Raw genomic sequence first — 12,710 nt, 5'->3', positions numbered from 1 at the left:
CGCTGATGGCGCCGGGACGCTGATCCCGAGCCGGCAATTGATCTGCCATGCGCTTAGGCACAACAACTGATCGCTGCAGGACAAAGCGCTTCGGGCGCCCCCTGACATGCTGGATTTCACAGTGCGCGACTTGAAGACCGCACCTTCCCCCAAACTCATGACCGTTAGAAGGATCCAATGAGTATTTCGAATTCTGAGTTCCGGACGACTGAGGCAGCGCCGCCCGCCAAGGAGCACTCCACCGCCCTTCGCACCGGCAGCATCGGCGTCATGGGCATCCTGTTCTTTGTCCTTTCCGCCCAGGCGCCGCTGACCGGAATCGCCGGCGCTTCCCCGTTGGCTGCGGCGCTCGGCAACGGCGCCGGCGCCCCGGGCGCCTATCTGATTGTCGGCGTCGTCATTGTCATTTTTGCCGTCGGCTTCGTCGCGATGAGCCGGAAGATCCAGGCCAATGGTGCCTTCTACGCCTACGTGACCGCAGCCTTTGGCAGGAAAGCCGGCGCCGGTGCGGCCTGGCTGGCCCTGCTCGCCTACAGCACGGTGCAGGCTGCCATGTATGGACTGTACGGCGCCGCGTTCTCCGGCCTGCTGGCCTCCATTGGCCTAAGTATCCCGTGGTGGCTGCTGGCCCTGGTCACTATGGCCGGAGTGCAGGTGCTGGGTTCGCTCAACATTGAGCTCGGCGCCCGGGTCCTGGCCCTCCTGGTGGGCCTCGAAGTAGCGGTCCTGCTCCTGTTCGGCTTCACGGTCCTGTTTCGCGGCGGCGGGCCTGAAGGCCTCAGCATCGCAGCTTCCTTCTCGCCGGAGGCTATTGCCAGCGGCGCCCCGGGCGTGGCCATCATGTTCGCCGTGGCCTCCATGTTCGGCTTCGAATCCACCGCAATCTATTCGGCCGAGGCCAAGGACGCCCATCGCACGGTGGCGCGGGCAACGTACTTGTCCGTGGGCGTCATCGCCGTCTTCTTCTCCTTCATCTCCTGGATGCTGGTCAGCTACTACGGACCCGCCCAGGTGATGGGCGCGGCCGGCGCGGCCCTCGAGTCAGGGGACGCAACTACCTTCGTGCTGGCACCCATGGTGGAGCTCTTCGGCCCGTGGGCGGGGATCACCACCGGCATCCTGCTGGTGACCTCCCTGCTGGCCGGCATCATCGCATTCCATAACGGCATCAACCGGTACCTGCACTCGCTGGCGCTCCGCGGCTCCCTGCCCGCCATCGTGGCCCGGACCAACCGGCACCGCGCGCCCGCTGTTGCGGCCTGGATCCAGACGCTCACCGCCGTCGTACTGGTGGCCCCCTTCGCGCTGCTGGCGCTCGATCCCGTCCTGACTCTGTTCTCCTGGTTCAGCGGGCTTGCCGTTGCAGCACTGCTAGTGCTGTACATCCTCTGCTCGGCGGCCGTCGTCGGCTTCTTCCGCAGGGACCGCGTGGCGGGCCAGCTCTGGCAGACCCTTCTTGCGCCGGCGCTTGCCGCCCTGCTGCTGGCGTGGGTCCTGTCTCTGGTCACCAGCAACTTCACCGCCCTGATCGGAGGCAGCATCGAGACGGCCATCGCGCTGCTTTCGGCAGTCCCGGTGATGTTCGCCGCGGGCGTGCTGGTGGAATCGCGGATCGAACGCCGTCAAAGGGCCAACAATCTGGGGCACATCGTCTAGCCCGCAGCCTTCGGGTGGGCGGTAGAAGAGACCGGGATGGCCCGGCGCGGAGCAGGGCTTCCGCGCCGGGCCATCTGCCGTCGCTGTTTAAAAGAGGGCGCTGCGGATGAAAGAGGGCGCTGCGGACGCCGGCCGGCGCTCAGGCGCCCCGGCGCCAGGTGCTGGGGGACAGGCCGAAGGCTTCGCGGAAGGTCCGGCTGAAGTGCGCCGCGTCCAGGAATCCCCAGCGGGCAGCTACGGCGCCCACGGATTTTCCGGCATGCAGCGGATCCCGAAGGTCGCGGCGGGCGCCGTCAAGCCGCTGGCCCCTGATCCAGTTGGCCACGGTGGCCCCTGACTCATGGAAGACGTTGTGCAGATGCCTTGTGGAGATGAAGTGCGCCGCTGCAATGCTCGCCGGTGACAACAGGGGATCAGACAGGTTGGCCTCGATATATTCGCGTACTGCGACGGCCAGGAGCGCCTGGGGCTTCATCTGGTCCGGAGCGATGTCCATTTCAGCGTGCAGCATCGTGGACACCAGGTCCAGGGCGTTTGCGGCCAGCCGCGAACCGCTGGGACCGCTCAGGACCTCAAGGTTCTCAGACAGCTGGCGGATGAACTGTCCCACAATACCGCTGAGGCCGGTGCTGCCGGCCAGGGTCACCGCGGCAAGCTGGCCCACGTAATCAGTGGGCAGTGTGAGGGTGTCGCAGGGGAACATCAGCACCATCATCCGGGCCTGTTCCTCGAAAGCCAGGGTGTACGGCCGGTTGGTGTCATAAATCGCCAGGTCACCAGGCCGCAGAAGGGCCTCGCGGTTGTCCTGGATCAGGATCCCCGTGCCCTCCAGCTGGAGATTGAGCTTGAAGTAGCGTTCGCCGGAGTTGGCAATCAGGTCCGGCGTGCGGTGGACCTCGTGGGACGTGGCAGTGACTTCCACGATGGACATGCGGTCGAGCACGCGCCGCCGCATCTGCCCCCGGAAGCCGTCCACGTCTGCTGTCCGGGCCGCAAGCGGCACGAACGACTCCGCCACCAGGTGCTTCCAGTGGTCGAACGTCGGCGCAACGCTGGAGGTGAGGTTCTGGCTGGCGGGCTGGGCTGGAGCTGCTGGCATGGATGTTCCTGACGACGGATGGCCACGTGACGTTGGTTCCCCGGGTGGACTGTGTCCTGGAACACAGTCCCATCAGGATATCGCCGAGGCCAGCTTTTTTCAACAGGTGGCGAAAAAAGACGTCCGGAGCCCTACTTGTTCTTGCCGCGGGCGGCCACGGCCCAGCGGTCCACGAGTGCGCCGCGGCGGATCACGGCGACATCGTCGACCAGGTTGATGGCCAGGCACACGTGGTTCGGGATGACGCGAAGGCGGTCTCCGAGGCCGGGCAGGGCGCCGCTGTCCTGCCACTCGACTGTGGCATGGTGTTCCGACAGGGCGGTGATCCGGGCGGTCGGGTGGTCCATCAGCCGCCCGAACCCACTTGCCCACGCGGGCCGGTCACTGCCCAGGATCTTACTGCCGGCGTCGATGATAAAGCGTGCCGGGGTACCGGGCGCAGTGACATGGTGGCTGACCACGGTGGCCGCGACCGTGAGCGCAATGTCCTCCACGGCGCAACGGCCCAGCTCGAGCTGCTGGGCGTCGCCGAAGACATAAACGCCCGGGCGGACTTCAGTGGCTGCTGACCCGTCGGTCAGGAGCGCCGTCGGTGTGGACCCTCCGCTGCGGCGCACGGCTTCGAACCCGGCGGCCGCCAGGGATTCCGCGGCCTGTCGCAGCGCCTGCTGCTCCTGCGCTGCGGCCGACGCCGGCATGCCGGGGGCATAGCTGTGGCCCGGAAAAGTGAAGACCCCCGCCACGTGCAGCCCCGCCCGGGAGGCCGCCGCGGCCACCACGGACGCGGCCTCCGGGCTGACCCCGCTTCGATGGTGGCCGCTGTCAATCTCGACCAGGACGCTGACGTTCGCAGCCGCACTCCCCAGGCCGTTTCCAAGCATCGATGCTCCCGCTGCGGAGTCCACTCCCACTGCGATTTTCACGGTTGCCGCCAGGCGCCGGAGCCGCTCTGCTTTCTGCGGCGAACTCCACAGTGGGTAAGCGATGAAGAGGTCATCCACTCCCGCGGCCGCGAACACCTCGGCTTCGCCGATGGTTGCCACGGTCAGTCCTGCTGCGCCGGCTGCCATCTGGCGGGCGGCAATCTCCGCGATCTTGTGCGTCTTGGCATGGGGCCGCAGCGCGAGGCCCTTCTCCCGGACGGCAGCCGCCATCCGCGTGATGTTCCGCTCGAGGATGTCGAGGTCGATCAGAATGTCCGGGGTGTCGACTTCGCGGGGAATGGTCATTGCAGCGGTCTCCTGGGTGGCGTCCCGGCCTTGCTGTCCGGGTTGGCTGGGCATTTGCAAACGCGGCTACCCGGCCAGTAGGGCCAGGAATCCCTCGAGCTGGTCGGCCAAGGCGGGATCGGTCTTGCCGTCCCGTGCCAGGGCTGCCGCTATTTGGGCGCCCAGCAGCATGTTCAGCAGCTGGCTGGCAAGGACTGCGTCGGCGACGGCGGTACCGATGTCACCGGCGTTCCGCGCCTCGGCGAGGTAACGCCGGATGGTGGCAAGCCACTCCTCCATGGACTGCTGGTGGATCTGCGCTTTCTGCGGATCGTTGACCGCCTTCTGCCAGAACGGGATGACGATCCGCGCTTCGTTAACCCGCTCCTCATCCAGGGGAAGCACCTCCAGGCAGAAGGCCCGCAGTGCGGCAAGCCCGTACTTGTTCGCCGTCACCTCCGCTATCCGCTTGTTGGTCCGGTTGAACACGTGTCCAAAAGCGAATTCCAAAAGTGTGTCTTTGGTGGGGAAATATGGTTTGAGGGCCCCGTTGGCAAAGCCCGCCTCGGTGGCGATCTCCCGCATGGTGGCGCCTTCGAGGCCGTGACGGGCGATGATGCGCCAGGCGGCATCGACCAGTTCCAGGCGCCGCTCGTCATGGTCAACTATCTTCGGCACCGCGGCTACTCCCAGGAAATATTTCGCTCAGACTCTTGTGAGCCATCTTACGGACACTTATTATCTACAACTATAGAAAATAAAACCCGGTGACCGAAAAATGGTCCGATCAAAGGTTTCTTCATGACGCTTGCACCAGCAGACACAGCAACGGCATTCGCCCTGGCAACAGGCTCCGAGATCGCCGAGGTCCGCGCCATCCTGGACGCCCGCGGGCACTTCGGGCCCCAGCACCGCATCGCCTACCTGGGCCTCCTCGACCCGGCGCGGGCAGACGGGGAAGCGCGGGCAGCCGGGAAAGCCGGCGGGGCAGCGGCCGACAGGCGCTTCCGGGTGTTCATCCATGACGTCGCCGGCGGCGCTCCCCGGGACGTGATCGTCTCAACCACGCGGCGGGAGGTGGAATCCGTCGTCGAGCTCGATACCGCCGTGAGCGGTGAGCTCCCTGTCCTCGAGGAGGAGTTCGAAGTTGTGGAAACCTTGCTGGCCACTGATGAGCGCTGGCTGGCCGCCCTGGCGGTACGGGACCTCGACGTCAGCAAAGTACGAGTGGCACCCCTCTCAGCCGGCGTCTTCGAGTACCCGGAAGAAAAAGGCCGCCGCATCCTTCGCGGCCTGGCGTTCGTGCAGGAATTTCCGGAGGACAGCGCCTGGGCGCACCCGGTGGACGGCCTCGTTGCCTACGTGGATGTGGTCGGCAAGAAAGTGACGCAGGTCCTGGACCTCGGAGCCGTGGCTGTCCCGGCCGAGCACGGCAATTACACCGATCCGGAACTCACCGGGCCGTTGCGGACAACGCAGAAGCCTATCAGCATCACCCAGCCCGAGGGCCCCAGCTTCACCGTCACCGGCGGCAACCACGTGGAATGGGAGAAGTGGAGCGTCGACGTCGGGTTCGACGTCCGCGAAGGAGTTGTGCTGCACAACCTCGCATTCCGCGACGGCGACAGGCTCCGCCCCATCATCAACCGGGCATCCATCGCCGAAATGGTGGTTCCCTACGGCGACCCGTCGCCCATCCGGTCCTGGCAGAACTACTTCGACACCGGCGAATACCTGGTCGGCCAGTACGCCAACTCCCTCGAGCTGGGATGCGACTGCCTCGGCGACATCACCTACCTCAGCCCCGTCATCAGTGACGCGCTCGGCAATCCGCGCGAAATCCGCAACGGCATCTGCATGCACGAGGAGGACTCGGGCATCCTGGCGAAGCACAGCGACCTCTGGTCCGGCATCGGCTACACCCGCCGGAACCGCCGCCTCGTCATCTCGTTCTTCACCACCATCGGCAACTACGACTACGGCTTCTACTGGTACCTCTACCTCGACGGCACCATCGAATTCGAGGCCAAGGCGACCGGCGTAGTCTTCACCAGCGCCTTCCCCGACGGCGGCTCGGACAACATCTCTCAGCTCGCCCCCGGCCTCGGCGCTCCCTTCCACCAGCACCTCTTCAGCGCACGGCTGGACATGGCGGTTGACGGATTCACCAACCGGGTGGAAGAAGTGGACGTCGTCCGTCAGGCCATGGGCAAGGGCAATGAACGCGGCAACGCATTCTCCCGCAAGCGCACCGTGCTCGCCCGTGAGTCCGAAGGCGTCCGGGAAGCTGATGCCCGCTCAGGCAGGGTCTGGATCATCTCCAACCCCGAATCCCTGAACCGTCTGGGTGAACCCGTGGGCTACAAGCTCCACGCGGAAAACCAGCCCACGCTGCTCGCGGACCCGGGATCCTCCATCGCCGCACGCGCCGCCTTCGCCACCAAGGACCTCTGGGTCACCCGCTACGCCGACGACGAGCGCTACCCGACGGGCGACTTCGTAAACCAGCATCCAGGCGGAGCCGGCCTGCCGGCCTACGTAGCCCAGGACCGCGACATCGACGGGCAGGACATCGTGGTGTGGCACACCTTCGGGCTGACGCACTTCCCGCGTATGGAGGACTGGCCCATAATGCCCGTGGACTCCGTGGGCTTCAAACTGCGGCCTGAAGGCTTCTTCGACCGGAGCCCGGTCCTGGATGTTCCGCCGGGTCGGGATGCCAGCTGCGGGCAGGGCGGCTCGTCGCATCAGGCCGCCGGCCACTGCCACGGCTAGGCACTTGGCATGACACTGGCCGCGGGACGGGTCCGTCAGGGGCCCGTCCTGCACCCCCGCCTCTGTGCCGTTCTTACGGCCGCATCGTGCCTCACACACCTGTGGCTCGCAGTCGAAAATCACCACGGCGCCTGGCTGAACGCGGTGATGTTGGCGCTGGCCGCCGTGTGTGTTCCCTGCACCGTGCACATCTGGCGGCACAGCAGGATCACGGCCCTTCGACAGGTCATGGCTTCTGCGCTGTTGATGGTGGCGGTCCATGGCTTCCTGCTGCTGGGGAGCGGCGCGTCCGGCCACGGCCACCAGGCCGGCGTCGCAGGCACCGGCGACCCCTCGGCCACCACCGATCTGCTGGCCGTAGTAGCTCTGGAAATAACGACGGCGCTGCTCGCCGCCACGCTCGTGGCGCGGCTGAGGGTCAACCAGCAGCGCCTTCCCTCGACGTAGCCGCGCGTATCATCGGTAACATCCGTCCCTCAAGAGAGTGGAGTAACCCATGCAGCTCGGCGCTTTTTCGATCAGCCTCGCGGTGAAGGACATCGCGGCTTCTGCCGCGTTCTACGAGAACCTTGGCTTCAGCAGTTTCGGGGGCGACCCGAACCAGAACTGGTTGATCCTGAAGAACGGCGAGACCGTCATCGGCCTCTTCCAGGGAATGTTTGAGAAGAACATGCTCACGTTCAACCCGGGCTGGAACCAGAACGCGGAGGCGGTGGACGCGTTCACCGATATACGCGAACTCCAGCGGGAACTCAAAGCCAAGGGCATGGAGTTCCTGTCCGAGGCTGACGAGGGAACGACGGGGCCGGCGAGCTTCATCGTCCTGGATCCGGACGGCAACCCGGTGCTCGTCGATCAGCACGTCTGATCTGCGGACCGGACCGGGCTAGGGCAACCGGGACGGGCGCAGCAAGGTCGCGTCGCCTGCGCGCTCTGGGTCCAGCTGCACGGGACTGATCAGGACGGCGGGTCCGCGGTGCAGGACGCCGTCGGACAACACCTGGCAGCGCATTCCGCCCCGCCCCCGCATGGCCTTGTGGGCACCCGGGGCGAGCATCTCGTCCATCCAGGCACAAGGGTGAGCAGGCCGCCCGGCCTTGAGCCGCACCAGGTCGCCGCGGGATTCCAGCGCGAAAGCGTGTCCGAGCAGCGGAGCCAGCTGGGCTCCCCGGAGGACCACGTTGCGCCGGGTCAGGAGCGGGTCGAACGGCTCGACGCCCAGCTCTAAGGCCATCGCTTCGAGGGCCTCGGCCGCGATCAAGGTGACTGCTGCATCCATGTGCGCGGCCTTGCCGAAGAACCGGTCACCGACGACGCCCTTGCCGGCCACCAGCTCTGCCTGCCCGGCGTCGGTGGTGGGGACATCGGCTGCACCCTCGCGCGCGCGGCCGAAGTAAGCGTGCGCCGGCGACACGAGCAGATGCAGGACCTCAACGTCGTACCTGTAGCTAGCCGTCATACTTCAAAGCTATCGTCTGGGGGTAAACAACGACACATGTGAACCGGCTCCTTGCATCCCGTCCGCCCAAGAGGTAGCGTGTGAGCCGTGTCACCCACCAGTGGCACGGCTTATGATCTGCGGCGGGAGAGTCCTGCCGGTACGTTCAGCAGGCGCCGTAGGAGCAAATCCTCCCCAGGAATCTCTCAGGCCCACGTACCGCCGCGGCAAGGCAACTCTGGAAAGCAGTCCGGGAAACCGGGCTCACCGACGGTGCAAGTGGCGCGCTGCTAACAGCAGGCAAAACGGAAACTCTCAGGTCCAATACAGAGCGGGGAGGAACCCGAATCATCGTGGCACTTTGGCGCCACCTGAATTATGGAGTTCCTCAATGACGGTTCAATCGTCCCCGTCCACGTTCGCAGACCGCCACATCGGCGCGCGCCGCCAAACCGACATCGACGCCATGCTCAAGGTCATCGGCTACGACAGCCTTGACGGCCTCGTCGACAACGCCGTGCCCGCTTCGATCCGCCAGGAAAAGCCGCTCAACCTGGACAGCGCACTGAGCGAGGTCGAGGTCCTGGCCGAACTGCGCACGCTGGCCGCGAAGAACAAGACCGCGGTCCAGATGATCGGCCAGGGCTATTACGACACGGTCACCCCGCCGGTGATCCGCCGCAACATCCTCGAAGCCCCCGCTTGGTACACCGCCTACACGCCCTACCAGCCCGAAATCTCCCAGGGCCGGCTCGAGGCGCTGCTGAACTTCCAGACCATGGTCCAGGACCTCACCGCGCTCCCGGTAGCCAACGCGTCCCTGCTCGACGAAGCCACCGCCGTCGCCGAGGCCGTGCTCCTGATGCGCAGGGCCAATAAGTCCGCAGGACAGAACGCAGCGGCCCAGCACGGAAAGACCGTCCTCGACGCCGACTGCCTCCCGCAGACCATCGCCATCGTTCGGGGCCGCGCCGAAGCCCTCGGCTTCGAGGTGGAGGTCGCGGACCTCTCGAAGGGACTGCCCGACGGCGTCATCAACGGCGTCGTCCTGCAGCAGCCCGGCGTCTCCGGCCGCGTGTTCGACCACACCGCCGTGATCGCCGATGCCAAGGAACGCGGCGCCCTCGTCACCGTCGCCGCAGACCTCCTTGCGCTCACGCTGATTACCCCTCCGGGCGAGCAGGGTGCTGACATCGCCGTCGGATCCACGCAGCGACTGGGCGTGCCGCTGTTCTTCGGCGGCCCGCACGCGGCCTACATGGCGGTCCGGAACGGCATGGAACGCACGCTCCCCGGCCGTATCGTCGGTGTCTCCAAGGACAATGCCGGCGTCCCGGCCTACCGGCTGGCGCTGCAGACCCGCGAGCAGCACATCCGCCGGGAGAAGGCCACGTCCAACATCTGCACCGCGCAGGCGCTGCTGGCCATCGTCTCCTCGTTCTACGCCGTCTACCACGGCCCCGACGGACTGAAAGCCATCGCCGAGACCGTCCACAACCGCGCCCGCGGACTCGCCGCCACGCTGAAGATCGCGGGCCGGGAACTGGTGAGCGACTCCTTCTTCGATACAGTCACGGTCCGCGTTCCCGGCAAAGCCTCCAAGGTCATCACCGCCGCGGAGGCCCGGGGCATCAACCTGCGCCTCATCGATGCGGACACAGTTGGCGTGTCAGTCGATGAGACTACGACGGCGGAGGTCATCTCCGCGGTAGTCGTCGCCTTTGGTGCCGGTCCGGTTGTGGAGGCCAAGGGTTTCGAGCTGCCCGAATCGGTGCTGCGTACTTCCGAATTCCTGCAGCACCCGGTCTTCAACTCCCACCGCTCCGAGACCCAGCTGCTCCGCTACATCCGGAAGCTCTCGGACCGGGACCTGGCCCTGGACCGCACCATGATCCCGCTCGGCTCCTGCACCATGAAGCTGAACGCCACCGCCGAGATGGAGGCCATCTCCTGGCCGGAGTTCGCCTCCATCCACCCCTTCGCCCCGGAATCCCAGACCGCCGGCTGGCGCGAACTGATCAGCGGCCTCGAAGCTGACCTTGCCGAGATCACCGGCTACGACCAGGTGTCCATCCAGCCCAACGCAGGCTCGCAGGGCGAGCTCGCCGGGCTGCTGGCGATCCGCGGCTACCATCATTCCCGCGGTGACCAGCAGCGCAACGTCTGCCTGATCCCGGCCTCCGCCCACGGAACCAACGCCGCCTCCGCCGTTCTGGCTGGTATGAAGGTGGTCGTCGTGGCCACCGCCTCCGACGGCACCATCGACCACGCGGACCTCACCGCCAAGATCGAACTGCACAGGGACGCCCTGTCCTGCATCATGATCACCTACCCGTCCACCCACGGTGTCTACGACGCCGACGTCCGCGAGGTCTGCGACGCGATCCACGCCGCCGGCGGCCAGGTCTACGTCGACGGCGCCAACCTCAACGCCCTCGTCGGGCTGGCCCAGCCGGGACAGTTCGGCGGCGACGTCTCGCACCTGAACCTGCACAAGACCTTCTGCATCCCGCACGGCGGCGGCGGACCGGGCGTCGGTCCGGTCGCGGCCAAGGCCCACCTGGCACCCTTCATGCCGGGCGATGCCAACAACGCGGACCCCGCGAACGGCGCCGACGGCACCCCGATCTCCGCCTCCCGCTACGGTTCGGCCGGCGTGCTGCCGATCTCCTGGGCCTATGTGAAGCTCATGGGCGGCCAAGGCCTGACCGAGGCCACGAGGTCCGCGCTGCTGGCCGCGAACTATGTCGCCTCGCGCCTGGATGAGCACTTCCCGGTGCTTTACACCGGCGAGAGCGGACTTGTGGCGCACGAATGCATTCTGGACCTGCGCGAACTGACCGCCAGGACCGGCGTGACCGCCGAGGACGTGGCCAAGCGCCTGATCGACTTCGGCTTCCATGCCCCCACGCTGTCCTTCCCGGTGGCCGGCACCCTGATGGTGGAACCCACCGAGTCCGAGGACCTCGCCGAGATCGACCGCTTCATCGAGGCGATGATCACCATCCGAGCCGAAATCGAGCAGGTGGCCCACGGTGACTTCACCGTCGAGCAAAGCCCGCTGCGCAACGCACCACACACGGCTGCCGCCGTCGTCTCCTCTGACTGGGACCGGGCGTACCCGCGCGAGCAGGCCGCGTTTCCCGTCCACACGCTCCGGCAGGACAAGTACTTCCCGCCCGTCGGCCGCATCGACGGCGCGGCAGGGGACCGGAACCTGGTCTGCTCCTGCCCGCCCCTCTCCGAGTTTGAAAACTAAGGATCCCCTGATGACTGAGAACTACACGGCCCTCTACGAAGAGCACAAGAAGGCCGGCGCCTCCTTCACCGACTTCGGCGGCTGGCAGATGCCCCTGAAGTACAACTCCGAGCTGTCCGAACACCACGCCGTGCGCAACGCCGCAGGCCTGTTCGACCTCTCCCACATGGGCGAAGTCTGGGTCACCGGCCCGGACGCCGCCGCGTTCCTGGACTACGCCCTCGCCGGCAAGCTGTCGGCCGTGGCCGTGGGCAAGGCCAAGTACTCGCTATTCTGCCAGGAAGACGGCGGCATCATCGATGACCTGATCTCCTACCGCCGCGAGGAGCAGAAGTACCTGGTGGTCCCCAACGCCGGCAACGCCGCGGTGGTCGCCGCAGCACTGGCGGAACGGGCCGGGTCCGGCAAAGAGGGAGGATTCGATGTCACGGTGGAGGACGTTTCCGACGCGACTTCGCTGATCGCCGTCCAGGGGCCGAACGCAGCGGTCATCCTGCTGACGCTGGTCCCGGCCGAGCAGCACGAGCTGGTCACCGAGCTCAAGTACTACGCCGCGGTTGAGGTTCAGATCAACGGACAAGACCTGCTGCTGGCCCGCACCGGCTACACCGGCGAGGACGGCTTCGAGATCTACCTTCCCAACGAGGACGCAGCCGGCCTGTGGGAGGCATTGCTGGAAACCGGTGCCGGCCACGGCCTCATCCCCGCCGGTTTGGCCTGCCGCGACTCGCTGCGCCTCGAAGCCGGTATGCCGCTTTATGGCAATGAGCTCTCCCGCGAAGGGAACCCCTACGCAGCAGGCTTGGGCCCGGTTGTCTCGCTCGCTAAGGAGTCAGACTTCATCGGCAAGGCAGCCCTGAGCGAACTTAAGGCAGCGGGCGCCGGCGCCACCACCGGGCGCAAGCTCGTTGGCCTCAAGGGCCTCGGGCGCCGGGCCGGCCGCGGCCACTACCCGGTGCTCAAGGACGGCAACGCGGTTGGCGAGGTCACATCCGGCCAGCCGAGCCCCACCCTGGGTTACCCCATCGCGATGGCCTACGTCGACGTCGAGCACGCAACTCCCGGCACCGCCCTGGACATCGACCTGCGCGGCAAGGCAGAGCCGTTCGAAGTCGTCGCACTGCCGTTCTACAAGCGCGAAAAGTAGCCGTTGCTAACGGCCCCGTCGGGGCCGGCCCCTCTGGACGCTCTCTCACCTTCCGCAGGGTTTGAGCCGACGCTCTCTCACCTTCCGCGCGTTTGGGCCGTCGTTCTCTCACCTTCCGCGCGTTTGGG

10 protein-coding genes and 2 riboswitches are annotated in these 12,710 nt (G+C 66.5%); of the genes, 6 read left to right on the top strand and 4 right to left on the bottom strand.

The window, feature by feature from the left end:
* The first annotated feature begins 177 nt into the window (after positions 1-177).
* A complete protein-coding gene (locus OM977_RS17175) occupies positions 178-1,656 on the top strand; it encodes an APC family permease (protein WP_264355095.1) in 1,479 nt (492 codons plus the stop codon).
* 139 nt (positions 1,657-1,795) lie between these two features.
* Here the strand turns inward: OM977_RS17175 and OM977_RS17170 are convergent, their stop codons facing one another.
* From OM977_RS17170 to OM977_RS17160, 3 genes are all read right to left on the bottom strand, one after another.
* A complete protein-coding gene (locus OM977_RS17170; protein ID WP_264355094.1) occupies positions 1,796-2,755 on the bottom strand; it encodes a helix-turn-helix domain-containing protein in 960 nt (319 codons plus the stop codon).
* A gap of 131 nt (positions 2,756-2,886) precedes the next feature.
* Entirely contained in the window at positions 2,887-3,984 is a 1,098-nt protein-coding gene (locus OM977_RS17165) for an alanine racemase (RefSeq protein ID WP_264355093.1), read from the bottom strand.
* 66 nt (positions 3,985-4,050) lie between these two features.
* Positions 4,051-4,641 (bottom strand): TetR/AcrR family transcriptional regulator, encoded by a 591-nt coding sequence (locus OM977_RS17160; RefSeq protein WP_264355092.1) that lies wholly within the window; start codon positions 4,639-4,641, stop codon positions 4,051-4,053.
* A gap of 123 nt (positions 4,642-4,764) precedes the next feature.
* On the opposite strand from OM977_RS17160, the gene OM977_RS17155 reads away from it, so the two are divergent.
* From OM977_RS17155 to OM977_RS17145, 3 genes are read left to right on the top strand one after another with little or no spacing between them, the layout of a single operon-like run.
* Positions 4,765-6,738: a primary-amine oxidase gene (locus tag OM977_RS17155; protein WP_264355091.1), complete on the top strand. Its 1,974-nt coding sequence runs from the start codon at positions 4,765-4,767 to the stop codon at positions 6,736-6,738.
* A gap of 9 nt (positions 6,739-6,747) precedes the next feature.
* On the top strand, positions 6,748-7,185 hold the full coding sequence (locus OM977_RS17150; protein ID WP_264355090.1) for a hypothetical protein: 438 nt from the start codon (positions 6,748-6,750) through the stop codon (positions 7,183-7,185).
* 49 nt (positions 7,186-7,234) lie between these two features.
* Positions 7,235-7,606, top strand: a complete 372-nt coding sequence (locus OM977_RS17145; RefSeq protein WP_264355089.1) for a VOC family protein — start codon at positions 7,235-7,237, stop codon at positions 7,604-7,606.
* Positions 7,607-7,624: 18 nt separating this feature from the next.
* Here the strand turns inward: OM977_RS17145 and OM977_RS17140 are convergent, their stop codons facing one another.
* A complete protein-coding gene (locus OM977_RS17140; protein WP_264355088.1) occupies positions 7,625-8,197 on the bottom strand; it encodes an MOSC domain-containing protein in 573 nt (190 codons plus the stop codon).
* A gap of 113 nt (positions 8,198-8,310) precedes the next feature.
* A riboswitch (glycine riboswitch) is annotated at positions 8,311-8,408 on the top strand.
* A 1-nt stretch (position 8,409) separates the two neighbouring features.
* Positions 8,410-8,516, top strand: a riboswitch (glycine riboswitch).
* Positions 8,517-8,567: 51 nt separating this feature from the next.
* Between OM977_RS17140 and gcvP the strand changes: the two genes are divergently transcribed.
* A complete protein-coding gene (gene gcvP, locus OM977_RS17135) occupies positions 8,568-11,435 on the top strand; it encodes an aminomethyl-transferring glycine dehydrogenase (protein WP_264355087.1) in 2,868 nt (955 codons plus the stop codon).
* A 10-nt stretch (positions 11,436-11,445) separates the two neighbouring features.
* Positions 11,446-12,582 carry a glycine cleavage system aminomethyltransferase GcvT gene (gene gcvT / locus OM977_RS17130; protein ID WP_264355086.1) on the top strand — a complete coding sequence of 379 codons (1,137 nt, stop codon included), beginning with the start codon at positions 11,446-11,448 and terminating at the stop codon, positions 12,580-12,582.
* Positions 12,583-12,710 lie beyond the last annotated feature (128 nt).

The organism is Pseudarthrobacter sp. MM222, assembly GCF_947090775.1.
GTDB lineage: Bacteria > Actinomycetota > Actinomycetes > Actinomycetales > Micrococcaceae > Arthrobacter.
The sequence above is the reverse complement of the archived record's forward strand: the minus strand, read 5'-3'. Positions and strand labels throughout refer to the sequence as shown.

Bases quoted from the DNA above. Each gene is read 5' to 3' on its own strand.
- OM977_RS17175 (WP_264355095.1), top strand. From the start codon at position 178: ATGAGTATTTCGAATTCTGAGTTCCGGACGACTGAGGCAGCGCCGCCC.
- OM977_RS17170 (WP_264355094.1), bottom strand. From the start codon at position 2,755: ATGCCAGCAGCTCCAGCCCAGCCCGCCAGCCAGAACCTCACCTCCAGC.
- OM977_RS17165 (WP_264355093.1), bottom strand. From the start codon at position 3,984: ATGACCATTCCCCGCGAAGTCGACACCCCGGACATTCTGATCGACCTC.
- OM977_RS17155 (WP_264355091.1), top strand. From the start codon at position 4,765: ATGACGCTTGCACCAGCAGACACAGCAACGGCATTCGCCCTGGCAACA.
- OM977_RS17150 (WP_264355090.1), top strand. From the start codon at position 6,748: ATGACACTGGCCGCGGGACGGGTCCGTCAGGGGCCCGTCCTGCACCCC.
- OM977_RS17145 (WP_264355089.1), top strand. From the start codon at position 7,235: ATGCAGCTCGGCGCTTTTTCGATCAGCCTCGCGGTGAAGGACATCGCG.
- OM977_RS17140 (WP_264355088.1), bottom strand. From the start codon at position 8,197: ATGACGGCTAGCTACAGGTACGACGTTGAGGTCCTGCATCTGCTCGTG.
- gcvP (WP_264355087.1), top strand. From the start codon at position 8,568: ATGACGGTTCAATCGTCCCCGTCCACGTTCGCAGACCGCCACATCGGC.
- gcvT (WP_264355086.1), top strand. From the start codon at position 11,446: ATGACTGAGAACTACACGGCCCTCTACGAAGAGCACAAGAAGGCCGGC.